At 65.1% G+C, this 26,013-nt stretch carries 21 protein-coding genes and 2 pseudogenes; 14 read left to right on the plus strand and 9 right to left on the minus strand.

Translation table 11 applies throughout. The features are described 5' to 3' along the window. The first annotated feature begins 567 nt into the window (after positions 1 to 567). Positions 568 to 1,323: a BPL-N domain-containing protein gene (locus ACTJLD_RS20230; RefSeq protein WP_060313015.1), complete on the plus strand. Its 756-nt coding sequence runs from the start codon at positions 568 to 570 to the stop codon at positions 1,321 to 1,323. Between the two features lie 11 nt (positions 1,324 to 1,334). Here the strand turns inward: ACTJLD_RS20230 and ACTJLD_RS20235 are convergent, their stop codons facing one another. The 3 genes from ACTJLD_RS20235 to ACTJLD_RS20245 all read right to left on the minus strand — a co-directional run bounded on the left by ACTJLD_RS20235 (position 1,335) and on the right by ACTJLD_RS20245 (position 3,428). Continuing rightward, entirely contained in the window at positions 1,335 to 1,808 is a 474-nt protein-coding gene (locus tag ACTJLD_RS20235) for a nuclear transport factor 2 family protein (RefSeq protein ID WP_048022623.1), read from the minus strand. A gap of 304 nt (positions 1,809 to 2,112) precedes the next feature. Next, entirely contained in the window at positions 2,113 to 2,361 is a 249-nt protein-coding gene (locus ACTJLD_RS20240; protein ID WP_021161497.1) for a hypothetical protein, read from the minus strand. A 632-nt stretch (positions 2,362 to 2,993) separates the two neighbouring features. Next, a complete protein-coding gene (locus ACTJLD_RS20245; RefSeq protein ID WP_060083682.1) occupies positions 2,994 to 3,428 on the minus strand; it encodes a universal stress protein in 435 nt (144 codons plus the stop codon). Between the two features lie 368 nt (positions 3,429 to 3,796). Between ACTJLD_RS20245 and ACTJLD_RS20250 the strand changes: the two genes are divergently transcribed. The 6 genes from ACTJLD_RS20250 (at position 3,797) to ACTJLD_RS20275 (ending at position 9,002) form a co-directional block, all read left to right on the plus strand. Beyond that, positions 3,797 to 5,281, plus strand: coding sequence for an amidase (locus ACTJLD_RS20250; RefSeq protein WP_440659491.1), 1,485 nt, complete (start codon positions 3,797 to 3,799; stop codon positions 5,279 to 5,281). Positions 5,282 to 5,881: 600 nt separating this feature from the next. After that, entirely contained in the window at positions 5,882 to 6,568 is a 687-nt protein-coding gene (locus ACTJLD_RS20255; protein WP_153489298.1) for a hypothetical protein, read from the plus strand. A 119-nt stretch (positions 6,569 to 6,687) separates the two neighbouring features. Next, entirely contained in the window at positions 6,688 to 7,518 is an 831-nt protein-coding gene (locus ACTJLD_RS20260; RefSeq protein ID WP_060349802.1) for an arylamine N-acetyltransferase family protein, read from the plus strand. An 87-nt stretch (positions 7,519 to 7,605) separates the two neighbouring features. Continuing rightward, entirely contained in the window at positions 7,606 to 7,782 is a 177-nt protein-coding gene (locus ACTJLD_RS20265; RefSeq protein ID WP_021161490.1) for a ribbon-helix-helix protein, CopG family, read from the plus strand. Position 7,783: 1 nt separating this feature from the next. After that, entirely contained in the window at positions 7,784 to 8,134 is a 351-nt protein-coding gene (locus ACTJLD_RS20270; RefSeq protein ID WP_027789359.1) for a VOC family protein, read from the plus strand. A gap of 7 nt (positions 8,135 to 8,141) precedes the next feature. Continuing rightward, positions 8,142 to 9,002: a class I SAM-dependent methyltransferase gene (locus tag ACTJLD_RS20275; protein WP_027789358.1), complete on the plus strand. Its 861-nt coding sequence runs from the start codon at positions 8,142 to 8,144 to the stop codon at positions 9,000 to 9,002. Between the two features lie 65 nt (positions 9,003 to 9,067). On the opposite strand, the gene ACTJLD_RS20280 is transcribed toward ACTJLD_RS20275, so the two are convergent. From ACTJLD_RS20280 to ACTJLD_RS20295, 4 genes are all read right to left on the minus strand, one after another. Next, positions 9,068 to 13,909, minus strand: coding sequence for an NAD-glutamate dehydrogenase (locus ACTJLD_RS20280; RefSeq protein ID WP_440659492.1), 4,842 nt, complete (start codon positions 13,907 to 13,909; stop codon positions 9,068 to 9,070). A 195-nt stretch (positions 13,910 to 14,104) separates the two neighbouring features. Beyond that, positions 14,105 to 14,293 (minus strand): 4-oxalocrotonate tautomerase, encoded by a 189-nt coding sequence (locus tag ACTJLD_RS20285; RefSeq protein ID WP_027789356.1) that lies wholly within the window; start codon positions 14,291 to 14,293, stop codon positions 14,105 to 14,107. A gap of 59 nt (positions 14,294 to 14,352) precedes the next feature. After that, the gene (locus tag ACTJLD_RS20290; RefSeq protein ID WP_440659493.1) at positions 14,353 to 15,129 is read right to left on the minus strand and encodes a class II aldolase/adducin family protein; all 777 of its coding nucleotides are present in this window, start codon (positions 15,127 to 15,129) and stop codon (positions 14,353 to 14,355) included. Further along, on the minus strand, positions 15,104 to 15,997 hold the full coding sequence (locus tag ACTJLD_RS20295; protein WP_124545527.1) for an urea transporter: 894 nt from the start codon (positions 15,995 to 15,997) through the stop codon (positions 15,104 to 15,106). The genes ACTJLD_RS20290 and ACTJLD_RS20295 overlap by 26 nt, the downstream gene beginning before the upstream one ends. 257 nt (positions 15,998 to 16,254) lie before the next feature. On the opposite strand from ACTJLD_RS20295, the gene ACTJLD_RS20300 reads away from it, so the two are divergent. The 6 genes and pseudogenes from ACTJLD_RS20300 to ACTJLD_RS20325 all read left to right on the plus strand — a co-directional run bounded on the left by ACTJLD_RS20300 (position 16,255) and on the right by ACTJLD_RS20325 (position 24,538). Further along, positions 16,255 to 16,815, plus strand: coding sequence for a putative glycolipid-binding domain-containing protein (locus tag ACTJLD_RS20300; RefSeq protein ID WP_060173480.1), 561 nt, complete (start codon positions 16,255 to 16,257; stop codon positions 16,813 to 16,815). 9 nt (positions 16,816 to 16,824) lie between these two features. Then, positions 16,825 to 17,259 (plus strand): annotated as a pseudogene (locus ACTJLD_RS20305) (sodium:solute symporter family transporter); the annotation flags it as partial. A gap of 269 nt (positions 17,260 to 17,528) precedes the next feature. Next, on the plus strand, positions 17,529 to 19,652 hold the full coding sequence (locus ACTJLD_RS20310) for a type VI secretion system Vgr family protein (protein WP_440659494.1): 2,124 nt from the start codon (positions 17,529 to 17,531) through the stop codon (positions 19,650 to 19,652). Continuing rightward, positions 19,652 to 20,581, plus strand: coding sequence for a hypothetical protein (locus ACTJLD_RS20315; RefSeq protein WP_334066726.1), 930 nt, complete (start codon positions 19,652 to 19,654; stop codon positions 20,579 to 20,581). Before ACTJLD_RS20310 ends, ACTJLD_RS20315 begins: the two co-directional genes overlap by 1 nt. Positions 20,582 to 20,591: 10 nt before the next feature. After that, positions 20,592 to 23,651 (plus strand): toxin VasX, encoded by a 3,060-nt coding sequence (locus ACTJLD_RS20320; RefSeq protein WP_334066727.1) that lies wholly within the window; start codon positions 20,592 to 20,594, stop codon positions 23,649 to 23,651. Beyond that, a complete protein-coding gene (locus tag ACTJLD_RS20325) occupies positions 23,651 to 24,538 on the plus strand; it encodes a hypothetical protein (protein ID WP_143066071.1) in 888 nt (295 codons plus the stop codon). Before ACTJLD_RS20320 ends, ACTJLD_RS20325 begins: the two co-directional genes overlap by 1 nt. A gap of 110 nt (positions 24,539 to 24,648) precedes the next feature. Here the strand turns inward: ACTJLD_RS20325 and ACTJLD_RS20330 are convergent, their stop codons facing one another. Then, entirely contained in the window at positions 24,649 to 25,080 is a 432-nt protein-coding gene (locus ACTJLD_RS20330; RefSeq protein ID WP_185735754.1) for a hypothetical protein, read from the minus strand. On the opposite strand from ACTJLD_RS20330, the pseudogene ACTJLD_RS20335 reads away from it, so the two are divergent. Continuing rightward, positions 25,046 to 25,147: pseudogene (locus ACTJLD_RS20335) on the plus strand (putative glycolipid-binding domain-containing protein); the annotation flags it as partial. The gene ACTJLD_RS20330 and the pseudogene ACTJLD_RS20335 overlap by 35 nt on opposite strands. On the opposite strand, the gene ACTJLD_RS20340 reads toward ACTJLD_RS20335, so the two are convergent. Next, complete coding sequence (locus tag ACTJLD_RS20340) at positions 25,105 to 26,013, minus strand: alpha/beta fold hydrolase (RefSeq protein ID WP_440659495.1); 909 nt, start codon at positions 26,011 to 26,013, stop codon at positions 25,105 to 25,107. The pseudogene ACTJLD_RS20335 and the gene ACTJLD_RS20340 sit on opposite strands and share 43 nt — an antisense overlap.

The raw sequence follows: 26,013 nt of genomic DNA on the forward strand, positions 1-26,013 counted from the left end.
GAAGGCCTTGCCGGCACTCCGGGGCTGTTCCAGGCACTGCTTTGAGCGGGATTCTAATCTCAATGATCTGTAACGTCAAATGTCTTATGTCTTATATAAGAGTTGAGACTTGGGGCATGGAAAAGTGCGGTGGCGCGGGGGAGCCGGTGTTTGCGGATGTGCTTCGGCGGCTCGCCGGGGCATGCCTGCAGGCGCTGTCTCGGGTGTTCCGGCTGTTGATGGGAGGAACTGGGGCGGCGGTGTGCGTGACCGGGATCCGGGGTCGCCCGTCTGTGTCGGGTCGCCCGCGGCGCGGCGCCGAACGCTGTCGTGTGAACAGGCAAGGGGCGCCCGAGGCTGCGGCCCGCGCGGGGCGCTACCGGTTACGAAGCCCGGGAGTCCGGTTGCCGGCGGCGCACATTTCTGCACAAGCACGCAGGAAACGGCACACACATACCGCTTTCGGGCGCCTACGCTGTATTTCACGTGCCTTTCAGCGAGATTTCAAAAAAACGGGGCATTGGCGCGTGCCGGCCGCTTCGTCGCGAACGGCCGGCCGCGAACCCTCAAGTCCCGTCAATCCGGAACATGCGATCCAGAGAATCGATTTTCGTTGTCCTGTCGCTCGTCGCGTCGTCGCTCGTTCATGCGGCGGCGGCCGACGACGAAACGCGCGGCTTCGACAGCCGTCCCGTCGCACTGGTCTATCGCGGCCCGGCCGCATGCGACGGTTGCCCCGAGACGATTGCGAGGCGCCTGCGGGAATCGGAGCACAAGTTCCGGGTGTTTTACGTCGGGCCGGCGGAAAAACGCCGGATCACGCCTGCCGTCCTGGCCGGCGCCGCGCTGTATGTCCAGCCCGGCGGCGGGCAGGACATCCCCGGCGCGGCGGCCAGCATCGGGAAAGACTCGATCGAGGCCGTGCGGCACTACGTGTCGAACGGCGGGCGCTATCTGGGCATCTGCATGGGCGCCTACCTGGCGGGCGACCCGGGTTTCGGGCTGGTCGCGGGCGAGATCGACTCGGAGGTCGACCGGCCGCGCTCGACGCTTCACGGTATCGCGGACACGGTGACGCCGGTGGTATGGCGCGGGAAGAAACGCTGGATCTACTTCCAGGACGGCGCGATGCTCCCGGCCGCCCCCGGCGCGGCCGTGCTGGCGACCTATCCGAACCGCGATATCGCAGCCGCGACCTATCGCTACGGCAAAGGGCGCGTCGGGCTCGTCGGTCCGCATCCCGAAGCCGACGAAAGCTGGTATCGCGAGTACGGTCTCCGGAATCCGGACGGCGTTCTACCGGACATGGCGTACGACCTGATCAACGCGACGATGAAGCCATGACGGTGCGCGAGCTAATTCCGCCGTGCGCGATACGCGTCGAGGTTCTTCCGCGCCTGTGCGCGGATCGCGCGTTGCACGAAAGGCGTCCAGCCGAGCAGCGCGCCTTTCAGTCCGAGCGCCTGACGCGCCCAGCGCCACAGGTCGAAGCTGTCGCGATGCTCGACGATGCGCCCGTCGCGAAACCGGAACCGCGCGTCGATCCGGTTGACCACCATCCGGCCGGTCGTGGTGAACCGGTAATGGGCGATCCATTCGGCGCGTCCGGCCTGCTGATCCGCGGCGACGTCGCTGAACGTCAAGGAAAAGTCCTGCGCACGCGCGACCAGCATGCGCCACATATCGCGTGCGAGGTCGCCGCGCAGCTCGCCGAACGCGGGATCGCTGAAGACGACGTCATCGGCATAGCAGGCGAGCATCGCGTCGATGTCGCGCTGCTGGAACGCCGTGTAGAAGCGCTGGATCAACTCGGTGTGCGGATGGCTCATCGTTGGGTGGGGTGTCGTTGCAGATGAAACGGAGTCTGGCCGCGGCGGCCGGACGTTCGAGCGGTTGATCGACGGGGGCGCGCCATACGGCAGGAATGCCCCGATCGAGCGGATGTCGACGTGTCTTCCACGCGACGATGCGGGTCACGCACGGCCGTTCGGCATGACCGCCGCCCTGAACGTGACATGCGTCGCGACATGTCGCGATATCGATCGAAACAAGCGGGAAGGGATGAGGGCGTGCGCGGCTCCTCCGGTTCAGCCCTCGTGACCCGAACCCGGCCGGAGCGTCGGCGAATGCACGTCAGCGGTTCGCCAGCGCAACGTCCTGGTTGCCGCGCCCCGTCACCAGGCAGCCCGACATGAATGCCTCGCCCTGGCTGCTGGCCGCTGCTTCGCCGAAGCCGCGGCCGAGCGCGTCGACCTTCACTTGCGCGGCGCCCTGTTCGCATGCGAGCGGGCTGGTGTCGCGGCCCTGCGCATGCAGGATCGCGCGATCGCCGATGAGATATGCCAGCAGCGCGAAAACAGCGATATGTACGGCTCGTCTCATGGTTCGTCTCCTCGTCGCACAAGCGTAACGCGGACACGTTCGACGAAGCACTTGGGGGTTCCCCCGGTAAACGTCTGCTGAAACCGGGGGCGGGCGGGGTGATCGTGTCCCGTTTTTCGCGTGTTGCGTGGGGAACGAAGGCGCCGCTTCCATGCGGCCGGCGGGCGAAACCGGACGTGCGGCGATGCATTCGCGCGACGGTTTTCAGCGCGACAGGCCCGCGATTCGCGCGAGTTTGACGAATGTCAGGAGACGGGCGGGAGGGGGCGGTCGGACGACCGTTCAGAGCGATAGCATGAACGCATGATTTGACGGAACGCGATCGCGGAGGAATGCATCGGTTCCGGCAAGCAGGTGCGAGTTGAACATCGCTGTCGAAATAGTGAGGAATCCAAATGCTTAACGTCTCTTCCGTCCTGATCAGCCTCGCTCCGATGTGGGCCATCCTGCTCGTTGCGTCTTCGGCAGCCGCCTATTTCGTGTTCTGGCGCAAGGTCATCAAGTAAGCGCGGCGGGAACGCCGGTGCGTGCGTGGGCGGTAACGCTGAACGCGCCCGGGTGCCGCACCGCTCGCTGCAAACCTGCGGTCCGTCAGCGAACGGCCGCCGTCGCGTTGCCGCGCGTCGTCGCCGTCATTGCACGGCCGTGACCGGCACGTTCGAAATCCGCACCAGCCGGCTCATCACGCTGCGGCGGAACACCGACATCAGCGCATGCAACGGATCGTGCCGCGGCGCGACGACCACGATCTCGTCGCACCCCGTCTCCGCCGCCACGGCCGCGATCGTATCGGCCACCGGGCCGACCTTCATCACGATGCTGTACTTGACGCCGGCTTCCCGCAGGATCCGCTCGGCCATGGCCAGATCGGCGGACGCGAACTTCTCCTCGATCGAACGCAGCCGCGACAGCGGATGGTAGGCCTCGAGCCGCGTCGATTCGAGCGGCGCCTGAACGTTGATCAGCACGATTTCCGACGCGCACCGTTCGCGATACAGGAATGTCGCGTGGCGAACTGCCTGAAGCGAGCGGGGAGAGTGGCCGACCGGAACCAGCAGCTTGAGCATGAACGTTGTCCAGGAAACGAGATGATTCCAGCGTAGCGTGCCGCCGGGACGAACGATCTAAAGAGAACGGGCGACCGCGTAAAAATGTCGTTAACGCGCGCCGTCTCCTGATGCGCCTGATAGAAATATAAGAAATTTAAGTTTATGCGCATAAACGATTTCATCCGCGAGGGCGGCGCGTGCGAAGCGTGGCCTGTCGCCCCGATTTAGTCGGAACCGCAATGAATCGCGGCGGAAAATATCGGAGGTTGCCGATCCGGCGTCGCGTAGAGTAGTGCATCGGCCGCGGCGCGGCCCCGCCCGGCCGTTTCGGGGGGCGTCCGCCGCCATGCGGCCCGCCATCCCGTTCCGATTCCAGGAGACTCCGCATGCCGCACGGCGCCCCGCAGCATCTCGCTCCCGCTTCCATCCCCGTCGACCCGATCGTGCGCCTGTCGGCCGGCGAACTCGCGTCGGCGATTCGCGGCAAGGCCGTGTCGTGCGTCGAGACGATGCGCGCGTATCTCGATCACGTCGAGCGCGTGAACGGCGCGGTCAACGCGATCGTCGCGCTGCGCGATCGCGACGCGCTGCTCGCCGAAGCCGCGGAAAAGGATGCCGCACTGGCGCGTGGCGAGTACCACGGCTGGATGCACGGGATGCCGCAGGCGCCGAAGGACCTTGCGATGACGAAGGGGCTGCGGACGACCTACGGCTCGCCGATCTTCCGCGAAAACGTGCCGCAGGCCGATTCCGTGTGCGTCGCGCGGATGCGCGCGGCCGGCGCGATCTTCATCGGCAAGACCAACACGCCCGAATTCGGGCTCGGCTCGCACACGTTCAACGAAGTCTACGGCGCGACGCGCAACCCGTACGACCTGACGAAGAGCGCGGGCGGCAGCAGCGGCGGCACGGCGGCGGCGCTCGCGTCGCGGATGCTGCCGGTCGCGGACGGCAGCGATTTCGGCGGTTCGCTGCGCAATCCGGCCGCGTTCTGCAACATCTACGGCTTCCGCCCGTCGCAGGGCCGCGTGCCGCGCTGGCCGGGCGTCGACGTGTTCGTGCAGCAGCTCGGCATCGAAGGGCCGATGGGCCGCACGGTCGGCGACGTCGCGCAGCTGCTCGCGATCCAGGCCGGCTACGACCGCAACGATCCGCTGTCGCTCGCGGAGGATCCGGCCGTGTTCGCGCGGCCGCTCGACACCGACCTGCGCGGCAAGCGCATCGCGTGGGTCGGCGACTGGAACGGCTATCTCGCGACCGAGGCCGGCGTGCTCGCGCTGTGCGAGCAGGGGCTGGCGACGCTGCGCGAGATCGGCTGCGACGTCGATGCCGCACTGCCGGCGTTCGCGCCCGACCGGATCTGGCGCCTGTGGCTCGCGCACCGGCACTTGTTGTCCGGCGGCGGGCTGCTGGCGCACTATCGCGACCCGGCGCGGCGCGCGTTGCTGAAGCCCGAGGCGATCTACGAGGTCGAAGGGCTGCTCGAGATGCAGGGCGCGGCCGTGTTCGAGGCGAGCGTCGAGCGCACCGCGTGGCATCAGGCCGTGCTGAGCTTCTTCGACCGCTACGACTTCATCGCGGCGCCGACCGCGCAGGTGTTCCCGTTCGACGTCGACCAGCGCTGGCCGACGGAGATCGCGGGCCGTGCGATGGATACCTACCACCGCTGGATGGAAACGGTCGTGCCGTGGACGCTGGCCGGCTGCCCGGTGATCAGTGTGCCGGTCGGCTTCAACGACGCGGGGCTGCCGATGGGGATGCAACTGATCGGGCGCCCGCGCGGCGATCTCGCCGTGTTGCAGCTCGCGCGCGGCTACGAGCAGGCGGCCGGCTGGGTGGACGGGCGGCTGCCGGCGTGGATGGCGGGGTGACGCGGCGGCCGGGCGATAGCCGCTGGCGGAGGGGGCCAAGCGGGCGGGGCAAGCCGCTCGTTTTGCTTTTGTTTCCGAACGTGTTGCCGGGGCATGTCACGCCGAGCCCGTGGCGCGGGCGCGTTGCGCGACGGCATGAAGTCACGCCAATGACGCGGCACGGAACGTTCTGCGTCACGCCGCGCCGTGCTGTTCGTCGGCGCGCGTCACGCCGGATCCCGGCACGGGCGCATTTGCGCGACGGTGTGGCGTCATGTGATTGACGCGGTCCGGCACGTTCCGCGTCACATGCCGCCGGTCGATGTTGAATCCGACGTGCGGTTCAAGACGTGCGACGGCTGCAGGCCACCGGCCGCGTCACCGTGCGGACGCCGACATTCGCCGCTATTCGCCGCCATTGATGCGGCTCGAGAACGAATGTCGGGACACGCGGGATATCGCGCGGCAAACCCGGATGAATCCGCTCGAGCGCGTGCGCCGGCCGCGGAATTACAAGCCTTCGCGTCTCATGATTTCGTTTCGATGTGTTTCAGTCGTTGCGGCGGCGCGCGGCGCGCTTCGACAATATTGGCCTCGATCATTCCGGCACGAGGAACACACATGAAACACATTCGCGCGACGGGCCGGTACCTGGCCTCGGCAGGCATCGCGTTCGGCATCCTGGCAAGCGGCGCCGCGCACGCGCAGCTCGACCTGCAGTCGCTCGGCGCGTCGCTGCTCGGCGGCGGGCAGCAGCAGGCGGCGCCCGCGCAGGGCGGCGTTTCGCAATTGCTGCAGGCTTACGTCGGCGCGAACCAGCAGGTGCTGACCGGCCAGTCTTCGCTCGCGTCGGCGATGGGCCTGACTGGCGCGGCCGGGCAGGCGCAGCAGGCCGCGAGCCAGCTGGCCGGCGGCGATGCGCTGACGCCCGCCACGCTGTCGCAGATGGGCGGCGCGCAGCAATCGGTGTCGCAGGCGCTCGGCCAGGCGTTCGCGAGCGGCGGCGCGACGCACGGGCCGATCGACAAGCAGGCCTTCAGCAACGGCCTCGCGTCGCTCGGGCAGGGGCTCACGCAGTATTCGCAGCTGCAGTCGGGGCTCGGCAATCTCGGCTCGACGAGCGCGGCGTCGCTGTTGCAGTCGGGCCTGAATCCGCAGAACATGCAGGCTGCGTCATATATCGCGCAAAGTGCGCCGGGCCAGCTGCAGTCGCTCGCGGCGACGCTCAGCCAGGCCGTGCAGTTCGCGACGAGCCAGGGCATTTCGGTGCCGTCGGTCGCGTCGTCCGCGCTGAAGCTGCTGCCGTAACGTTGCGCAGGGCCGCGCGATGCTGTGCCGGCATCGCGCGCGACGACGAAGATCGCCCCGCACAACATGGGGATTTCGCGCGATGTTATCGTGGCGTGTCCCTTTTTCGGTGCAGGTTCATGACTGACTCGTTCGACCTCTCGCGCTATTTCTCCCGCATCGGCTACGACGGCCCGGTCGAGCCGACGCTCGACGTGCTGCGCCGGCTCCACCTGCTGCACCCGCAAGCGATTCCGTTCGAAAACCTCAATCCGCTGACCGGCGCGCGCGTCGCGCTCGACCTGCCCGCGATCGTCGACAAGGTGATCGAACGCCGCCGCGGCGGCTACTGCTTCGAACTCAACAAGCTGTTCTACACCGCGCTCACGACGATCGGCTTTCGCGTGACGCCGATGATCGCGCGCGTGCGCTGGATGCAGCCGCCGGAAGTCGCCACCGCGCATACGCACATGCTGCTGCGCATCGATCTCGACGGCGCGGCCTGGCTCGCCGACATCGGCTTCGGCAGCGCCACGCTGACCGCGCCGCTACGTTTCGTGCCGGACGAGCGGCAATTGACGCCGCACGGCGCGTTCCGCGTCGTCGCCGCGCCGGTCGACGGTGAATTCGAGATGCAGATCGAGACGCCTGACGGCTGGCAGACCACCTACCGCTTCCAGCCGAAGCGGGTCGAATGGATCGATTACGACGCCGCGAACTGGTTTACTTCGACGTATCCCGAATCGATCTTCCTGCACAACCTGATCGCATGCCGCGTGCTGCCGGACGGCCGCGCTGCGCTGCGCAACACCACGCTGACGATCCGCGATGCGGCGGGCGCCGGGCACTCCGTCACGTTCGACGATGCGGCCGCATGGGGCGCGTGCCTGCGCGACACGATCGGCATCGATACGACGGGATTCGATCTCGACGCGCTGTTCGCGCGGCTGGCGGCGCGCGCTGCGGCCTAGCGCGGGCTCACGATACCTGATCGCGGCTCGCGCAAATGGGCTGCATTCGCACTTGATTTTTACTAGATTGCTAGCATACTAGATCCCATGACCGACGAAGAAGTGAAGCAATTCAACGTGTACCTGCCGCTGAGCCTGATCCGGCAGGTCAAGCATCGCGCCATCGAAACGGAGCAGTCGCTGTCCGCGCTGGTGGCCGATGCATTGCGCGCGTACCTGGCCGCGCCGCAGCCGGGCGCGGGGCCGTCCATCGAGGAGGAGTGACATGTCATCCGAGCGAATCGAAGCCGTGTACCTGACGACGCACAACTGGGGCAAGTCGGCGAAGTTTTTCCAGGCGCTGGGCTTCACGCTGGAGTTCGAAACCGATCACAACTCGGGCCAGCTGCGTCATGGCGACGGCCCCTTCCTGTTCATCGCCGAAGTGCCGCCGGGCGAAACGCCGGACATGCAGGTCGTGCTCAAGGTGCCGAATGAACAGGCGGTGCAGCCGCAGCCGATCGTCGACGTCGTCACGCCGTTCGAGGATACGCACTGGGGCACGCGCGACATGACCGTACGCGATCCGGACGGTCGCGTGTGGCGCCTGCAGGCGCCAGCGCAGCAGGGTGCGTGAGGCCGACATGACCGAACCCCGCGAAAGCGCCCCCGACAGCACCGCCGCGCGCGTCGCGCTGTGGCGTGCGCTGCACGTCGAACTCGATGCGCCGCCGCATGTGCTCGCCGACGAAGTCGGGCGGCAATTGCTCGCACCGGAACCCGGCTGGCAGCAGCGCGGTGACATGGATCCGCAGTTCACGCGGCCGTTTCGCGCGTCGATCGTCGCGCGGGCGCGCTTCATCGAGGATCTCGTGGTGGAGCAGGCCGCGCGCGGCGTGAGCCAGTACGTGATCCTCGGCGCAGGGCTCGACAGCTTCGTGCAGCGTCGGCCCGACATGGCGTCGCGTGTGACCGTCTTCGAGGTCGACCAGCCGGCGCCGCAGCGCTGGAAGCAACGGCGCCTCGTCGAGCTGGGCTTCGGCGTGCCCGACTGGCTGCGTTTCGTGCCGGTCGATTTCGAGGCGAAACAATCGTGGCGCGCGGCGCTCGTCGGTGCGGGCTTCGATGCCGGCAAGCCGGCGGTCGTCGTGTCCACCGGCGTCAGCATGTACCTGACGCTTGAGGCGAACGCGGCCGCGTTGCGCGAAGTCGCCTCGCTCGCGCCGGGCTCGACGCTCGCGATGACGTTCCTGCTGCCGCTGGAACATGCGGATCCGGACGTGCGCCCGGGGCTGGAAATGGCCGCGAAGGGCGCGCGCGCGAGCGGCACGCCGTTCATCAGCTTCTTCATGCCGGCACAGATGCAGGCGCTCGCGCGGGAGGCCGGCTTCACGAAGACCGAGCACGTTTCGGCTGCCGAACTGACGCGCCGCTATTTCGCGGATCGTGCGGACGGACTCAGGCCGCCGAACAACGCGGAGGAACTGCTGGTCGCGACGGTCTAGCCTCGCGCGTACGCAGGCATGCCGGCAGCGCGCCGGTTCCGGTCACGCGGAACCGGCCAGCCGGGTCACGCGCGTTCGAGCACCGCCATTTCCCGCACGACCACGAGCAGCACCGCGAGGCTCGCGCCGCCGGACGCGCGCAAGTCGGCGAGCAGGTGCTCGTAGCGTGCGAGCGCAGTTTCGCGGCGCGCGCGCCACGCGCCGACGATCGTCTCCGGCGCGGTCGAATCCGGCGATTCGGCAAGCGCGCTCGCCGCGAGCGTGCGCTTGAGGCGCGCGACTTCCGCGAGCGCGGCCGCGCGCGCCAGCATGTCCCAGTGCGTCGGGGTCGGCAGCGTCGCCGCGCGCTCGCCGATCCAGCTGTAATTGAGCAGCGTGCCGAGCGAGAAATACACGCCCGCGACGAGTTCGAGGCTGCGGTTGCTGGTCGCGGCCACTTCGGCGATGTCGAGCAGCGCGGCCGAGATGTCGCCGCTCGCGACGCGCACCGCGAGCGCGCTGTCGACGCCGGCTTCCACCAGCACGCGCTGCCGCTCGGACAGCGCTTCGAGATCGTCGGCCGGCAACAGCGACGGCAGTTGCGGCGCAAGCCGCTCGGCCGCGTCGCGGCAGCGCGCGATCAGCTCGGCGACGCCGCCGTCGGCCACCGCGCCGGATTGCAGATGCCGCAGGAACCACAGCGCCGCGCGTTCCAGCAGCCGTGCGACGTCGACGAACATGCGCGCCTGCACGTCGTCGGCGACGCGGTTGTCGAGCGCATCGATGTCGCGCCATACCGCATCGAGGTCGAACACGTCGCGCGCCATGATGCACGCCCGCACGATGTCGCCGGGCTTCGCGTCGGTTTCCTCCATCAGCCGGTGCACGAATGCGCAGCCGACGCGGTTCACGAGCGCGTTGGTCAGATGCGTCGCGAGGATCTCGCGGCGCAGCGGATGGCGGCGCATCGGTTCGCTGAAGCGCTGCTGCAGCGGCTTGGGGAAGTAGTCGACGAGCATCGCGGCAACCAGCGGATCCTCGGGCACGTCGGATTCGAGCAGCGCGTCGTACAGCCACATCTTGCTGTACGCGAGCAGCACCGCGCGTTCCGGCGACGTGAGGCCGAGCTTCGCGGCTTGCCGTTCGGCGACTTCGTCGTCGGTCGGCAGGAATTCGATCACGCGGTTCAGGCGGCCCGCGCGTTCGAGCCAGCGCATCAGGCGCGTCTCGGCATCGAGCAGCTCGACCGCATAACGGCCGGCGATCGACAGCGCCTGCGTCTGGTAGTAGTTGTCGCGCAGCACGAGCAGCCCGACTTCGTCGGTCATCTCCGCGAGCAGGGCGTTGCGCTGCTTCCCGGTCATCTCGCCGTCGGACACGACGAGCCCGAGCAGGATCTTGATGTTGACTTCGTGATCCGAACAATCGACGCCGGCCGAGTTGTCGATCGCGTCGGTGTTGATGCGGCCGCCGCGCTGCGCGAACTCGATCCGGCCAAATTGCGTGCAGCCGAGGTTGCCGCCTTCGCCGACGACCTTGCAGCGCAGGTCCGCGCCGTTCACGCGCACCGCGTCGTTCGCGCGGTCGCCCACTTGCAGGTGGGTTTCGCGCGCCGCCTTCACGTAGGTGCCGATGCCACCGTTGTACAGCAGGTCGACCGGCGCCTGCAGGATCGCGCGGATCAGCTCGGCCGGCGGCAGCGCGTGCGCGTCGATGCCGAGCGCGGCCTGCACGGCGGGCGACAGCGGGATCGTCTTCGCGGTGCGCGGATAGACGCCGCCGCCCGCCGAGATCGCGGCCGGATCGTAGTCGGCCCAGCTCGAGCGTTCGAGCGCGAACATGCGTGCGCGCTCCGCGAAGCTCGTCGCGGGATCGGGGTTCGGGTCGAGGAACACGTGCCGGTGATCGAACGCGGCGACGAGCCGGATATGCGGCGACAGCAGCATCCCGTTGCCGAACACGTCGCCCGACATGTCGCCGACGCCGACCACCGTGAAGTCGGTCGTCTGCGTATCGATGCCCATCTCGCGGAAGTGGCGCTTGACCGATTCCCACGCGCCGCGCGCGGTGATCGCCATCTTCTTGTGGTCGTAGCCGACCGAGCCGCCGGACGCGAACGCGTCGTCGAGCCAGAAGCCGTATTCGTGCGAGATCGCGTTCGCGTAGTCGGAGAAGGTGGCCGTTCCCTTGTCGGCGGCGACCACCAGGTACGGATCGTCGGGATCGTGCCGCACCACGTCGGGCGGCGGCACGATCGCGTTGCCGGCCAGGTTGTCGGTCAGGTCGAGCAGGCCGCGCAGGAAGGTCTGGTAACACGCGATGCCTTCGCGCATCCACGCTTCGCGATCGCTCGGCGGCGGCGGGTTCTTCACGACGAAGCCGCCTTTCGAGCCGACCGGCACGATCACGACGTTCTTCACCATCTGCGCCTTCATCAGCCCGAGCACTTCGGTGCGGAAATCCTCGCGGCGATCCGACCAGCGCAGGCCGCCGCGCGCGACGCGGCCGCCGCGCAGGTGCACGCCCTCGACGCGCGGCGAATACACCCAGATCTCGAACATCGGCTTCGGCTCGGGCAGCCCGGGCACCTTCGCCGGATTGAACTTGAACGACAGGTACGGTTTCGATTCGCCGTTTGCGTCGACGAGGAAGTAGTTCGTGCGCTCGGTCGCGTTGATCACGCCGAGGAACTGCCGCAGGATGCGGTCTTCGTCGAGGTTCGGCACCTGGTCGAGCGCGCCTTCGATCGCCTTCAGCAGCCGCTCGGCCTGCACGTCGCGCGTGTCGCCGGTGGCCGGGTCGAAGCGCAGCAGGAACAGCTCGACGAACTGCCGTGCGATCGCCGGGTTGCCGGTCAACGCGCGCTCGATATACGCGTCGCTGAAGGTCGAGCCGACTTGCCGCAGATACTTCGCATACGCGCGCAGGATCGTCACTTCGCGCGCACTCAGATGGGCGCGCAGCACGAGGCGGTTGAAGTCGTCGTTCTCGATCCGGCCGCTCCAGATCTGGTCGAACGCATCCTCGAACAGGCCTTTCACGCGCTCGATGTCGAATTCGGTGTCGTCTGCGAGCTCGAGGCCGAAGTCGTGCACCCACGCATGCGCGGCGTCCTGCGTCTGGATCCGGTACGGCCGCTCCTCGTCCACGCGCACGCCGAGATGCTCGAGCATCGGCAGGCTGCGCGACAGCGCGATCGGGTCGCCCGCGCGATAGACCTTGAAGCGGAACGCACGCGCTTCCGCCTCGATCGGCCGGTACAGGTTCATCGCGAGCTGCCCCGAATCCTTCACTCGTTCGATCAGCTCGATGTCGCGCACGGCCGTGCGCGCCGGATAGTCGTCGCGGTAGCCGGCCGGGAACGAATCGGCATAGCGCTGCAGCAGCCGGTTGCCTTGCTCTTCGCCGAAGGCGTCGAGCAGCGCGTCGGCGAGATCGTCCTGCCAGCGGCGCGTGACCTGCACGAGCCGCGTTTCGAGCTCGCGCGTGTCGACGTCGGGCATCGTGCCCGGTTCCGCATGCACGACGAAATGAATGCGCGCGATCGCCGATTCCGACAGCAGCGGCGTGAATTCGACGGTCACGCCGTTGTACGCATCGACGAGCAGCTTCGCGATGCGCCGGCGCAGGTCGGTGTTGTACTTGTCGCGCGGCACGAACACGAGGCACGACACGAAGCGGTCGAAGCGGTCGCGCCGCACGAACAGGCGCGTGCGCTGGTGTTCCTGCAGCCGCAGGATGCCGAGCGCGATGTCGTAGAGCTGGTCTTCGTCGGCCTGGAACAGTTCGTCGCGCGGATAGGTTTCGAGCACCGTCACGAGCGACTTGCCGAGATGCCCCTTCGGCAGGAAGCCCGCGCGCCGCACGATGTTCGCGCACTTGCGGCGCACGATCGGGATCTCGGTATACGAACCGAAATAGGAGGTCGACGTGTAGAGCCCGATGAAGCGGCGCTCGCCGGTGACCTTGCCGTCGGCGCCGACGAGTTTCACGCCGACGTAGTCGAGATAGCCGGGCCGGTGCACGGTCGCGCGCGAATTCGCCTTGGTCAGGAAGATCGGCCAGGCGCCGGTGATGATGTCGGCGGCGGCCTGCGGCAGCGGCGTGACGTCGGGGGCGCCGGACGTGCGCAGCGATTCGCGCAGGATGCCGAAGCCGGTGCCCTCGATGCCGCGCAGCCCGAAGCCCGTGCCGTCGGACACGAGCGCGTAGTCGCGCTGGCCGAGGAACGTGAAGTGATCGGCGGCCATCCATTCGAGGAACGCGCGCGCCTCGATGTCTTCCGCGGTCGATTCGCGCGCCTTCATCTCCTTGATCGTCGCGCGGGCGATGTCGACGATCTTCGGCCAGTCTTCCACCGATGCGCGCACGTCGCCGAGCACGTGCGCGATGTCGTTGCGCAAGGTGTTGAGCAGCGCGGCATCGCCGCAGCGATCGACTTCGAAATGGATGAACGACGCGAGCTGCGACTGGCCGTCGCCGGGCGTCGCGCCGCCCGCATCGACGCGCTCGATGCCGCCGTCGGCGCCGCGCCAGATGCGGAACACCGGGTGCAGTGCCGAATGCAGCGCGAGCCCGAGGCGGTTGACGGCCATCGTCACCGAATCGACGAGGAACGGCATGTCGTCGTTGACGATCTCGATGACCGTGTGGTCGGAATGCCAGCCGTGCTGTTCGAGGATCGGGTTGTACACGCGCAGCCGTTCGCTGCCGGGCACGAATTTCTGGGCGGTCTGCCAGTGCGCCATCGCGGCGCCGTAGAGATCGGCGATGCTGCGGCTCTGCAGATCGTCGGCATCGGCGAAATCGTAGTAATGACGCAGGAAGGGTTCGACGATCCGGAACGTGGCTTCGGGCAGGCGCCCGCGCGCGAATTCGACGACGTCCGAGAGCAGATGTGCGACGACTTCCTCGTGCTTCGCTTCCATGGCGGTCTCCTCGTCGGGTGGCCATCGGCTGCTGCGTCTGAGCCGCATTATATGCACCGATCGCGTGACAATGCGATGTGCGCGCGCACATCGGGAGGCGGAGAAGGAAGCCGCCTGCAGCGCCGCCGGGCGGGCGCCGCAGGTGATGAATCAGTGCGATGCAGGCGGGCGTTCAAGCATCGCCGGGTGTGACGTTCAGCGCTCGTCGCTCCACAGCTTCCCGGCCGTCGCCCAGTTCTCCTTCTTCACGTCGGTGAGAATAATGTCGACCGAGCCCGGCTCGCAGCCGAGCGTCTCGCAGGTGACGCGCGTGATTGCTTCGACGAATTCGCGCTTCTGTTCGACGGTGCGGCCTTCGAAGAGCTGGATATTGAAAGTCGGCATGACAAGTGCTCCGGTTGAGTGTGTCGGGTTCGGCCGCGATCGCGGCCAGGGATGCGGCGTCAGTCGCGATACGACGGATCGATCCGGTCGAGCCGGCGCAGCAGCGCCGGCCATTCCAGTTCGCCTTCGATCGCACCGCCGTCGCGCAGTTGTTCGGCGGTGCGGTCGGCCACCGCCGGGTCGGGCAGCACGAGCGGCCCGCCGCCGGCCTGCGCGCGCACCTGGATATCGCAGGCCTTGATCAGCGTGTCCATCAGCACATAGGCTTCGGCGACGGTGCGGCCGACCGTCAGCGTGCCGTGGTTGCGCAGCAGCATCGCGGATTTCGCGCCGAGGCTCGCAGTCAGCCGCGCGCCTTCGGCCGGCGAGAACGCGAGTGCCTCGTAGTCGTGGTACGCGAGGTCGCCGTGAAAGCGCAGCGCGTGCTGCGACGCGGGCAGCAGCCCGTCGCGCTGAATCGATACGGCGATGCCGGCCGTATTGTGCAGATGCATCACGCAGACGGCGTCGGCGCGGGCGGCATGCACGGCCGCGTGCAGCGCGAAGCCCGTCACGTTGACCGCGTGCTCGCCGGCGCCGATCCGGTTGCCGGCCAGGTCGATCTTCACGAGGTTCGATGCGCGGACCTCGTCGAACGTCAGGCCGAACGGATTGATCAGGAAGTGGTCGGGCTCGCCGGGCACGGTCGCGGAAAGATGCGTGTAGATCAGGTCGTCCCAGCCGTTCAGCGCGACGAGCCGGTAGGCGGCAGCGAGGTCGACGCGCAGCCGGCGTTCGGCGTCCGAGATCGGGCCGCCGGGTTTCACGGCATCAGGACGGTGTGCGAATGACGACATCGGGTTCTCCGAAGGTGAGGCGGCGCGCGACGGCTACGGTCACCCACGATGCAAGGGCGAAAGGCGCCGTGAACACGGGGATGCCGGCGCGCATCGCGAGCCACTGGATCAGCGCGGCGAGTGCGGCGGCTGCAAGTGCCGCGCGCGGGCCGCGCGACATCAGCGCCAGTGCGGCGAGCGCGCCGTTGAAGCCGAGCAGGCCGTCGGCGAACAGCGCACCGTTCGCGCCGAGCATGAGCAGCAGCACGGTCGACACGATCGCGCCGCCGAGCGCGAACGCGGCCGCGCGGCGCGACGCGACGGCGAGGCCCGCGACGATCAGCGCGCCGGCCCATGCGCCTTGCGCGAAGGTGGTCTGAGCAACACCCGACAGCAATGCGTCGGTGACGGACGGCGGCGTCAGTGCCACGCTGGCTGTCGCATCGGCCGCGTGTTGCGGTGCGGCAAACGGCAGCCACAGCGCGGTGACGGCGAGGCACGGGCTCGAATACGGGCACTGGCGCCAGCGGGCGAGCGGCGTGCGCATCGCGCGCTGCACGAGCGCCGCGCCGATCGCGGCCAGCGGCGCCAGCGCGACGGCTGCAAGGGACGCGGGCGCGAACAGCGCCGCGATCAGCGCGGCGAGCGCGCCGTTGAAGCCGTGCAGCCCCTGTTCGACGTCGTGGCGCGCGGCGCCCGTCAGCACGGCGGTCATGCTGGCGGCGGCCGAGCCGAGCAGCGCCGCGCATGCCAGCCGCAGGTCGGTCAGCGCCAGCGCGGCGAGCAGCAGCGCGCCGGTGAGCGCGTTCGCCTGCAGTACGATCTGACCGATGCCGCGCAGCAGAATGCGCAGGTCGATCGACGGCGAGGCGGAGCGGGCGGTAGGCATGATGGCGGCGGAACAGGACGAGCCGCGAGCATAGGACACAATCCGATGCACCGGAATAGGGAATTCTGGATAGTCAGGATTTGTCGGCGCTGCCCCGAAATGGGGAATGCGGGCGGCCGGCCATGTCCTGGCGGGCGTTGCATTGGCGTTTTTCGGGGCGAACGTTTCGTGGTGAGGGAATTCAGGCATCCGCCGGCGTTTTCGTCGGTGGATTCGTGCGACAGTGTCCCGCAGCGGGGAAACCGGGAGGGGGAACGATGCGTGAAGTGCGATGGGCGTCGCTCGAAGGCGACGGGGTCGAACATCTGGCGTTCGACCGGAGCGGCGGCGGGATCGTCGTCGAAAGCGCGGTGGTCGGCCAGCGGTACGGCCGTGCGTACGGGCTCGCGTATCGCGTCGAGTGCGACGCGCACTGGCGCGTGACGTATGCGGTGTTGAAGGTGATGGGCGGCGGCACGCTCGAACTGCGCGGCGACGGCGAAGGCCACTGGCGCGACGGCGCGGGCCGTGCGCTGCCCGAACTCGACGGCTGCATCGACATCGACATCGCGGCGACGCCGTTCACGAACGCGCTGCCGATCGGTCGCCTTGGGCTCGCGCGCGGCGAGCGGCGGCCGATCGACGTCGCGTACATCTCGACGCCGGACCTGAAGGTCACGCCGGTCAAGCAGGCTTACGCGTGCATCGAGCCGGGCCGGCGCTACCGCTACGAAGGCATCTTCCGGAATTTCACCGCCGAGATGGACATCGACGAAGACGGGCTCGTGATCGACTACGAGACGCTGTTCAGACGCCTGCCGGCGCTGACGGGCCGCTGAACCGCGGCGTTCGCGACGGTCCTCGCGGTGGTCGCGGGACTCACGCTCGCCGGCGCGACGACGATCTCGCATGATCTTTACGCGCAGATGTGGGCGCGCGGCAAGCCCGACGAGTGCCTCGAGATGCGCGTCTCGCGCGCGGCGGCGATCGCGTTGTCGATCCTGTTCAAGCACGTGAACGTCGCGTTCATGGTCGGCCTCGTGTCGGCGGTCACGCTCACGGTGCTGTCGAAGTCGGTGTGGGTCGACGTGCTGCATCACGCGCACGCGGCGGTGTTCCTCGACAACCCCGCGCTCGTGTCGGTGCCGCTCGCGTTCGTCGGGATCGTCGTCGGCTCGCTCGCGGACCGCGGCGAGCGTGCGCGGCGCGAGCGCGCTGCGTTCGCGCAGCAGGAGTTCTACGCGCAGACGGGGGTGCTAGCGGGCGAGGCCGTGCGGCACTGATTCGTGGTTGAGGGCAGTGAAACTCCGAGGATCGAGATCTTTCGGAGTTTCGCTTTTTTGGGGCGAGGCGCAGAGGTAATCGCCAGTAGAGGCGGAATTTGCGACAAGGTGGCCGGGGCAGTCTGGCTCGGTCGCGGATAGGACCAAGGTAACCCACGGATATGGTGGGGGCCAGGTCGGGGGAAAGCGCTATTTTCAGATTCGTCCAATAGACGGGGATCTCGCAATAGTTAATCGTTGCCGCTGGACGTTCAGCGAGCAGCTTAACTATGGCTATCCAATCTGACCTGCGCTTTACCTTCACCGCGGGCAACGAATCATTCGAGGTCGTCGAGTTCACCCTGCACGAGGGCCTGTCCGAGACCTTTCTCTTGCAGGTTGAATTGGCCAGCGCGAATCCCGCCATCGACTTTGGCGAGGTGCTCGACCGCAATGGCCTGCTCACGATTTGGCAGGGCGGGCAGCCGGTGCGTTACGTGCATGGCGCCATCTCGTCGTTCGTTCAGCGTGACACGGGCTTTCGACGTACTCGCTATTCCGCGGTGGTCGAGCCGCGTTTGGCGCGTCTGAAGCTGTCCTCCGACTGGCGCATCTTCCAGACTTTGAGCGTGCCCGAAATCGCCACGGCCGTGCTCAAGGCACACCATCAAACGCTGGACTACGAGCAGCGTGTCACCAGCGAGCATCTGGCGCGCGAGTATTGCGTGCAGGCAGGCGACACCGACTACGAGTTCATCGAACGTATCTTGCGCGAGGAAGGCTTCTTCTACGCCTTCCAGCACAAGGCCGACGGTTATCGGTTGATCCACTGCGATCGGCTGTTTATCTTCGGCCGTCAGCAGGGCGAGCCGGTGATCTACAACCCGACGCCCGGCGGCGACCAGCCGCAGCCCAGTTTGCGCACCTTCGCCTATACGGAGAACGTGCGCACCGCGCGCCAGGTGCAGCGCGACTACACGTTCAAGAGCCCACGCTTTCCGCACGAGTACCCGCGCGAAGGCACTGACCTCGATCACCAGGGCCGTGGCTACGCGCGCTACGACTACCCGGGCCGCTACAAGCACGAGGGCAGTGGCAAGGCGTTTACGCAGGACCGCCTGCGTGGTCACCGTCGCGATGCGCGTATCGCGCGGGTGAACGGCGATGATGCGCGCCTGCAACCCGGCATCGCGTTCGACCTCACCGGCCACCCGCGCGAGGACATGAACCGCGGCTGGCGCCCGGTGAGCCTCGTGCATCACGGCAAGCAATACACCAGTCAGGCGGAAGAGAGCGCAGACGCACAACAAGGTACGCACTACCGCTACGAAGCGGTGCTGGTGCCCGACGATGCCGAATGGCGCGCCGAGCCGCTGCCGCGCCCGCGCATTGACGGCCCGCAGCCGGCAACCGTGGTGGGTCCGGAAGGCGAAGAGATCTACACCGACGCGTACGGCCGGGTGAAGGTTCAGTTCCCGTGGGATCGCGAGGGCAAGTACGACGAGCACAGCTCGTGCTGGATCCAGGTCGCACAGAACTGGGCCGGCGCGACTTGGGGCCACATGGCGATCCCGCGCATCGGGCAGGAAGTGATCGTGGTCAACTTGGATGGCGATCCGGACCAGCCTCTCATCATCGGGCGGGCGTACAACCGCTTGCAGTTGCCGCCGTACGAACTGCCGCGGCACAAGACGCGGATGACGATCAAGAGCCAGACGCACAAGGGCGAGGGCTACAACGAACTGCGCTTCGAGGACGAGAAGGATCAAGAGGAAATCTACGTCCACGCGCAGAAGGACCAGAACATCCACGTCAATCACGACGAAACCACCTTCGTGGGCAACGACCGCAGCGAGCAGGTCGAACACGACGAAACCATCGCCATCGGTAACGATCGCAAAGAGACCGTGGGGCGCGACGAGCAGGTCACCATCGGCCAGGACCGCCGCCACGACATCGGGCAGGACGACTTCCTGAGCATTGGTCGCAACCACACGATCCACACGGGCAAGGACCGTACCGAGGAAGTCGGCAACCATCGTCGCGACAAGACGGCGGCTAACCACACGATGGATATCGGCGGACATCTGACGCAGCGCGTGCAGGGGCATGCCGAGCTGGAGGCGGGGCAGGCCATTCGGCAACGCACCAAGGTCTATGAAATCCAAGCTGCCGAGCTGCTGGAAGTCAAAGGCCCCGGTGGCACCGTGCGCATCGACAACGGCGGCATCACGCTGGAAGGCGTGGCGATTCGTGTGAAAGGGCCGATGACCCAGAACAGCGGGGGAGCGCAAAACGCACTCGCGTTGCCTGCAGCGCCCCGTACGGGACAAGGCATGGACCGCGCCTGCGCGATGCGTGCCGACGGTTCCTGCCCACGCAAGCCGTGTCCCTGCGGCAAGGGGGCAGTGTGATGAACGCGACGATCGATCGACCCCAATGGTCGCGTCAGGTGGTGAACACACTGCCTCGTACGAGGTGGGCGACGCTGGAGCAGGGGCCGCGCCCTTGGCTTTGGTTAAGCGGCGCACACAGCGAAACGCTCGAAGAAGAAGTGCAGGCGATCACTAACGGCTTTGACTATCGCTGGGTCTGGCGCAACACGGCCTGGGAGTACGGCTCCCCAGGCTATCGCCAGGGCCCACTGCTGGTGCCGCTCAATGAGTCGGTGTATGTCCACGCCCTCGACCACTGGCTAACTCAACAAGCCGGACTGATCCTGCTGGGCCCCGACGATGGCGACAACCTGGTGCTTCACCTCCAACGATTGCGCCAGTTGACGGCATCCGACGGATTTCCGCTCGGCTTCAGCCTGAATGCTGCACGGCAGCTCGAAGAACTCTGCGAAGCCTTGCCGAGCGAATGCCTGTCCGAACTGTTCGGTCCCATCCAGCGGTTCATCTGGTACGCCGGTGATGAGCGGACGGGGGAATGGTTGTTTGCCGATTCACCCTCGACCGACCATCCTGCGTCGGTAACCAATGAGCCCATCGCTTTGTCCTTGGACGACGAGGCCGCGCTCGATCGGGCCAGTCTCGCATGGTTCATGCGCGACTGTGCGCGCGAGTTCCGTCAACGCTTTCCGGCCTACGGTCACCCGGAAAACGAGCCGGCGCTTTGGCGGCATCTGAACCACTTCGCCAATGAAGCGACTGATCAGCTGGCGCTCACTACGGAGCGTGACGTGCGCCACTACATGGAACTGCGTTTCCAGTACCCGCATGATTTCTTTGCCATGGACGCCACCTTGCGTGACATCTTGCTCCAGCGGCAGGTGAAGGGAAAGCAGCGATTGTTCGACGCCGAGGCGCGATTGGTGGCTCGGGCCGCCGCAACGTCCTGAAGGAAACACTATGGAAACCACCTGTAAAAAGGCCCTATGCCCCGACCGTCCCGGTGAGAAAAAAATCGGCCAAGCTACCTCGGCACCGCCGTGCGAGAGGGGCGTGCCCATCTACCCGTTGCGCTATGGCATCGCGGATAGAGTTTTGGAAAAAAAGGTGTTTCCGACGCTCAGCACGGATGGCTATCCCGCCCTCACAGGTGGCAAAGCTTACGGTTTGCGCGTGCTGCGTCCAGGCACCTACGTCTACCTCTGCTATTTCGAGAACGGCCGCATGTGGACGCAACACTACCAAGTCACCGACGACATGCGCTTTGCTCGCATTTGGTGGACTCGTGCCGATGACAACGACGCCACACCAGGTCGGCTCGCACGCCCCGATATGGCCGGCGCCAAACCATTCCTACTTGCTCCGGAGAGCAAAACCGCAGAGATCGTTTACCTGATGGTTAGCGAAACAATGCTAACCCACGCAAGGCTGTGGAATATCGAGATTGATAAAGGTGGCATCCGCACCAAGCTGGCGACAAAGGTGAAACCATCCGGTGGCATCGAACAAACGCACGCATTTAATATCGCACTGGTCGCATCCGCCGCACCGGAGCTCGTAAGGCCGACTTTGAATGGAAAATCGGGGTACTACAAATGGAGCGAAATAGCGGAGCCAGAAAAGTATGCGACCTACGACGTGGTGATTGCGGGTGCACATATGGCGCTTGCTCCGACAAAGGGCGTTGTTCCCTTGGCTGTGGTGCTGCACGATCCGATCGGCATCACCAGTGAATTGGCACATCTTGCTGCTGTTGCCGCAGCCGATCGTCAAGTGTACGAAGCTGACAACAATCATGCATACACCAGCGCGACGATGATCAAACAGTATTTGCAAAGCCTCCAGAAGCATGCAGGTGTGGAGGCCTATGCAAAGCGACAGAAGCTGGTTCGCTATTACGCGAACGATAATGCAGATCGCGCTCATGGGAATGCTATACCGTTCATGTTTTCATATGAACGCACGATAAAGACCAAGCAAGCCGATATAGAGAAGCGAGTGAGCGATCTTGAGCGTTGGGTCAGAACGGCCGGCAGCGCAATGGGCAAGGATTGGCACGATGATTGGCTAAGCAGAGTTTTTGCTTGTTTCGATTTAGGTGCAAAGGAAAACGCGCAAGACTATGAGCGTGTCGTCACGCTATGCGTGGGCGGTCTGACTCATAGTGAAGCTGGCCGCGCTGCGTACAAGGACCTCCTCTTGGCGGCCCCTGAAAAGAGCCCAGTATGGCTTTCTTTGGCGCACGGTATACCTGAACTTCACCAGCATTTCGCCAATCCCGATCTGCTAAAGAATGTGCTTGATATAGGTGTTGCAGGATTTGCGCCCATCTTTCAGTTCAATATCGATCGACCGGCAACGCCGTATTCCGGAATACTAGTCAATTTGATGATACCGCTGCTCGCTGATAAGGCCTTGCCTAATCCCAAGGCGGATGTGATTACACGGCGCCTGCGTCTATTTGCAGAAATTCGCGTGGGCGAAACCCTGGTCACATACCGAGTTAGCAGTGCCGAAGCCACAAAGCAATATTCTCAGTTCCGTGGCGAACAGATCATGAGCCAAAAACAACTGAGAAAATGGGGCATTACTCTCGCGAGGCCGTTGCGCAATCTGTCGGCCAAGGTGACGCTGTTCGAGGTGGTCTCCAAGGGGGCTGGCAAAGACTACATCAGTCCGTCTCCCGCAGGTGCGGAGCAGAAGTTCAAGCTGGAGGGTAATGTGTTCCAGCGGATGCTAAAGAAAATGCAGGCAAGTCACGGTTATGCTACTGCCCAGCGAGGTATCGTTGGCGGGGAGTATGCGATCACCGGATTGGCCGCGGTGTCAGCGGTGATGGCCTTGCGTGCGTCAACGAGTGATCTTATGCAGGATGGATTTTTGTCAAAGGATTTGCAATCAAGAACCATGTCCGCCGCTACGTTTCTGTCTGCAATATCTTCAGTCCTTAGTGCAGGCTACTACATAAAAGGCGACTTGCTACAACTCCGTCAACTGGCGAGTGGGGCAACACTAAAAGCGTCGAGACTCGGCGGCGCACTAGCGGCGCGAACAGTGGCTACCCGTTTCGGTGCGGGAGCGGCTGCACTGGGCGCTGTAGCTGATGTCGTACGGTCCGCGCGGGCATTCGGCGCTGCCCAGAATAATGAAGCTGGACGAATATATCTGGCTTCAGCGGGTTTCGGCGCACTTGCCGCAGCCAGTATGTTTTTTAGCACGACATCTGTGACGGCAGTCGTGGGTGGATTGGGCATCGCGGGACCAGTAGGTTGGCTAATTCTTGCCGCCCTAGCGACAGGAGCAGTCGTCTACTTTTCCTATCGAGCGTTAGCTGCAAAGTTCCAGCCCGATGAAGTATGGCTTGCACACAGCTTCTGGAGCCGGGGTGATGCTCGTTACCGTTTTCGAACCCTTCAGGAAGAATTGGCGGCCTTCCATGGGGCGGTCTATGGAGCTCGTGTGGTTGCGGAGTGGGAAGATCCGAAGAGTGCTGTGCCACTCACGCTTAGCAATTTAGCTTGGCGCTCTTTTGTCCCCTTCTATGGGATGTGGCAAGACGCCAAGGCGCTTCATCGAGAGATAACCGCCGACGGCGTCGGTACTCTGGTTCTTTCGATCGTATTGCCCGGTTATCCGAATGATAGCGAAAAGGTCTCTACGCAAGATTTTGAAATTTCCGCTCCATTCCTTCACCGCTTGCGCGTACATCGCAACGGTAAGTCCTTGAAGCAGGTGGACGGACCGCTTTTCGTGCCCCTGGACTATCGATTTCCCTACGATGATGCGTTTATGTTTACTGGTACTGATGTCACACAGAACGGGGCTCGCGTACTGACGTGGCGCATTACCATGCGTGCTGACGCAAAAGTCGAGTTGGACTACTGCTACCGTCCAGATCCGGGCGGGCAACCTGAATTAGCATTATTGCCGCAACGCCAACCTTTGATATTTACCCGGGGAACCTGGCTAACCGAGCCTATTTCGCCTAGCTTGCTCGATCCGGTAAAGGAGCCACAATAATGGCTGCGCCGAGGACACGGCGGTTGCCAAAGTTATCTGAAATTCAGGCACGCTGGAACTCGTTCCGGTCTGCATGTGATCTGCTGCCGCACGAAATTGATAGTTCCGCTAAAGCTAGTATTTCCATCTTGCGTCAAAGTGGCCATTGTGTCGAAATCACGTCTGATACTTTGCAGCGTGAAAATAGCACATTTGAAATCATAATTTGGTCTTTAGTTGTTTATGTAATATTGATTATTTTTTGGGTTTTGATTTTTAGTGGAATTGCCGTATATTTGTTTTTTTTGTTTTTGCCGGCTTCTTATGTTGTGGGAATTTTGTCTTCTCGGATGCTGGGGGCGAGATATCGTCGTCGGTCATCTCGTGTGAGAATTGATCGGCTAGAGCGAAAAGTTTACTACGTCTCATGCGGTGACGATGGGCGAGACACGCTTTGGGTGCTTGATTGGGATGATTTGCTTTGCATCGACTATTATCACGGCAGGGGGCAAGGCTATCTCTATCTAGTGGGATATCCATCAAATCTGACGGGCGAAAAACTCGTTCGAATTCCCATCATTGGCTTACGCATTGGATATAGCAATGCCTCAACATGGGTATGGCTGCAGCGCTACATGGCAGGAGACACAGGCCTTCCGGCCCCCACGATTGAATCGCCGCCTCGTACTTGGCGCGATGTTCTACAGCGTTGCGGGGGGCGCTGGGTGCTGGAATCCTTCACCGATACGAAGCGCCGCTGGTGGCTTCTGCTGACGATCTGGGTGGACCTGGTCATCGTACTGCTGATCATGCCGGTGATGGCGCTGCCTCAACTGGTCATACTGACGTATTCAGAACCTCAGTTCCCTCCCGATAACGACCGGCTCTGCGGTTTTGCGTTGAATTGACCGACGTACTGACGCTCAAGCTTCTGCGTCAGTTGCGCGGTCACGCCGGTATCGGGTGGTGTCAGCAAGAGGTAACGTGATTGTTCACGAGCACGTAGGCGTGAAGAAGGCTACCCGTGTGCAGCACGCATCGCGGAGCAGATGCAGATAACGCTGCCGGTCGGAGTCATCGAGAAAGCAGGGGAGGCGATTGTTACCCCGCTGATGTGCTGAGGAATGCCGGGCAAATCGAGTCGAGGAAGTCGGGCCATGAAGCCAATGTGGCGACACACCCAAGCTACCGGAGTCATCGTGGATGTGCGGATCGTATCAGTCTTCGGCATGCTGTTGCGCCAGAAGTAAACCTGCCCCCGTTCTTCAAGGCGAATCAGGCGATGTTTGGTCCGATTGAGATTTGGTTGAACCACGGCGCTTGAGGTGAAGCCAGCAAGCACTACTCGTCGAGTCAAGAACTCGAAGCGTGGTACAGCCTGCACTATCGTCCGCGTGTCGCCGCCAGCCTGGTTTGGCATCTTCCGGAATTTCACCGCCGAGATGGACATCGACGAAGACGGGCTCGTGATCGACTACGAGACGCTGTTCAGACGCCTGCCGGCGCTGACGGGCTGAACCGCGGCGTTCGCGACGGCCGGCCGCTCTTGCGCGGACGCGAAGCGGTCGATCCGCGACGCGATGATGTCGGGGTGGCGCAGCACGACCCAGTGGCTGCCGTCGATTTCCTCGCGCACGTGGTCGCCGAGCCAGCGGTCGAGGTCGACCGACATTTCGGGTGTCACGTAGCGGTCGCGCACCGGCACGAGGATCTGCACCGGCGCCTGCGCATACCGTTCGCGCGGTTTGCGCGCCCGCGCAAGGAAGTTCGCGCGGTAAAGCTGCATGCCGTTCAGCGCATTCTTCAGTTGCACGGGATCGCGCTCGGCACGCACGCGTTCGGTGATCTGCAGCCAGCGCGGCCACAGCGCCGCGCCGCCGAGCCGCCACACCAGCGACGGCACGACCGGCAAGTGGAAGAACGCGATGTACCACGACTTCAGGCTCTGCTTGAGCCGCATCTTCGCGCGGAACACGTGATCGAGGCATGGGCCCGAGATCGACGTGTACGACGCGATCCGGCCGCGGAACGCGGGGTCGGTCACGGCCTCCCAGCACTGGATCGAGCCCCAGTCGTGACCGACGAGATGGAACGGCCGGTCGCCGCAGGTCGCGTCGGCCACCGCTTTCAGGTCGCCGGCGAGCCGTTCGAGCGTGTAGTCGGCGCGGCGGCGCGGCGCGTCTGACGCGCCGGCGCCGCGCACGTCGTACGCGATCACGCGGTAGCGCTTCGCGAGCCGCGCGCGGATCGGCGCCCACACGGCCGCCGAATCGGGGTAGCCGTGCACGAGAATCAGCGGCGGGGCGCGACGCGACCCGCTCACGTAGACGGCGAGTTTCACGTCGCCGGACTGGACGGTCAGCATCTCGTGGGCGCGCGCCAT

The organism is Burkholderia sp. 22088, assembly GCF_052045915.1.
GTDB classification, from domain to species: Bacteria; Pseudomonadota; Gammaproteobacteria; order Burkholderiales; family Burkholderiaceae; genus Burkholderia; species Burkholderia cepacia.

Bases quoted from the DNA above. Each gene is read 5' to 3' on its own strand.
- ACTJLD_RS20325 (WP_143066071.1), top strand. From the start codon at position 23,651: ATGGCTGCGCCGAGGACACGGCGGTTGCCAAAGTTATCTGAAATTCAG.
- ACTJLD_RS20245 (WP_060083682.1), bottom strand. From the start codon at position 3,428: ATGCTCAAGCTGCTGGTTCCGGTCGGCCACTCTCCCCGCTCGCTTCAG.
- ACTJLD_RS20275 (WP_027789358.1), top strand. From the start codon at position 8,142: ATGACCGAACCCCGCGAAAGCGCCCCCGACAGCACCGCCGCGCGCGTC.
- ACTJLD_RS20320 (WP_334066727.1), top strand. From the start codon at position 20,592: ATGGAAACCACCTGTAAAAAGGCCCTATGCCCCGACCGTCCCGGTGAG.
- ACTJLD_RS20265 (WP_021161490.1), top strand. From the start codon at position 7,606: ATGACCGACGAAGAAGTGAAGCAATTCAACGTGTACCTGCCGCTGAGC.
- ACTJLD_RS20330 (WP_185735754.1), bottom strand. From the start codon at position 25,080: ATGTCCATCTCGGCGGTGAAATTCCGGAAGATGCCAAACCAGGCTGGC.
- ACTJLD_RS20235 (WP_048022623.1), bottom strand. From the start codon at position 1,808: ATGAGCCATCCGCACACCGAGTTGATCCAGCGCTTCTACACGGCGTTC.
- ACTJLD_RS20270 (WP_027789359.1), top strand. From the start codon at position 7,784: ATGTCATCCGAGCGAATCGAAGCCGTGTACCTGACGACGCACAACTGG.
- ACTJLD_RS20290 (WP_440659493.1), bottom strand. From the start codon at position 15,129: ATGTCGTCATTCGCACACCGTCCTGATGCCGTGAAACCCGGCGGCCCG.
- ACTJLD_RS20310 (WP_440659494.1), top strand. From the start codon at position 17,529: ATGGCTATCCAATCTGACCTGCGCTTTACCTTCACCGCGGGCAACGAA.
- ACTJLD_RS20295 (WP_124545527.1), bottom strand. From the start codon at position 15,997: ATGCCTACCGCCCGCTCCGCCTCGCCGTCGATCGACCTGCGCATTCTG.
- ACTJLD_RS20285 (WP_027789356.1), bottom strand. From the start codon at position 14,293: ATGCCGACTTTCAATATCCAGCTCTTCGAAGGCCGCACCGTCGAACAG.
- ACTJLD_RS20280 (WP_440659492.1), bottom strand. From the start codon at position 13,909: ATGGAAGCGAAGCACGAGGAAGTCGTCGCACATCTGCTCTCGGACGTC.
- ACTJLD_RS20260 (WP_060349802.1), top strand. From the start codon at position 6,688: ATGACTGACTCGTTCGACCTCTCGCGCTATTTCTCCCGCATCGGCTAC.
- ACTJLD_RS20230 (WP_060313015.1), top strand. From the start codon at position 568: ATGCGATCCAGAGAATCGATTTTCGTTGTCCTGTCGCTCGTCGCGTCG.
- ACTJLD_RS20340 (WP_440659495.1), bottom strand. From the start codon at position 26,013: ATGGCGCGCGCCCACGAGATGCTGACCGTCCAGTCCGGCGACGTGAAA.
- ACTJLD_RS20250 (WP_440659491.1), top strand. From the start codon at position 3,797: ATGCCGCACGGCGCCCCGCAGCATCTCGCTCCCGCTTCCATCCCCGTC.
- ACTJLD_RS20300 (WP_060173480.1), top strand. From the start codon at position 16,255: ATGCGTGAAGTGCGATGGGCGTCGCTCGAAGGCGACGGGGTCGAACAT.
- ACTJLD_RS20315 (WP_334066726.1), top strand. From the start codon at position 19,652: ATGAACGCGACGATCGATCGACCCCAATGGTCGCGTCAGGTGGTGAAC.
- ACTJLD_RS20255 (WP_153489298.1), top strand. From the start codon at position 5,882: ATGAAACACATTCGCGCGACGGGCCGGTACCTGGCCTCGGCAGGCATC.
- ACTJLD_RS20240 (WP_021161497.1), bottom strand. From the start codon at position 2,361: ATGAGACGAGCCGTACATATCGCTGTTTTCGCGCTGCTGGCATATCTC.